The 600-nt window shown below is 50.8% G+C and carries 1 tRNA gene and 1 rRNA gene; both read left to right on the top strand.

What is annotated here, in order from left to right:
• A 16S ribosomal RNA gene (locus QLG03_RS06090) occupies positions 1-57 on the top strand; the annotation flags it as partial.
• An 85-nt stretch (positions 58-142) separates the two neighbouring features.
• A tRNA-Glu gene (locus tag QLG03_RS06085) sits at positions 143-218 on the top strand.
• The last annotated feature ends 382 nt before the right edge of the window (positions 219-600 follow it).

Genomic DNA, 600 nt, shown 5'->3' with positions numbered 1-600 from the left:
GGGGTGAAGTCGTAACAAGGTAACCGTAGGGGAACCTGCGGTTGGATCACCTCCTTACCTTAAAGAACCTGCCTTTGTAGTGCTCACACAGATTGTCTGATGAAAGTAGAGAAGCAAGGCGTCTTGCGATTGAGACTTCAGTGTCCCCTTCGTCTAGAGGCCCAGGACACCGCCCTTTCACGGCGGTAACAGGGGTTCGAATCCCCTAGGGGACGCCACTTGCTGGTTCGTGAGTGAAAGACGCGTGCCGATATATCTCAAAACTCATCTTCGGGTGATGTTTGAGATATTTGCTCTTTAAAAATCTGGATCAAGCTGAAAATTGAAACGACACACAGTTAATGTGTGTTCGAGTCTCTCAAATTTTCGCAATCAGAAGATGGCACTGTCAAAGGTGACGTGAGCAAAGTGAAGCCAAGGCGTACCGCACGCAGCGAGCGGAGTGGACTTAATGTCCATGAGCATCGCGAGTACGGAACAACGCAGGATTCACGATGCGCAACGAACCGGACAGAACAAGACGTCTTCGGGTTGTGAGGTTAAGCGACTAAGCGTACACGGTGGATGCCCTGGCAGTCAGAGGCGATGAAGGACGTGCTA

Origin of the sequence: Klebsiella sp. V115_8 (genome assembly GCF_029967715.1) — a bacterium.
Classification (GTDB): domain Bacteria; phylum Pseudomonadota; class Gammaproteobacteria; order Enterobacterales; family Enterobacteriaceae; genus Klebsiella; species Klebsiella quasipneumoniae.
This window is presented reverse-complemented; position numbering and strand designations above follow the sequence as displayed.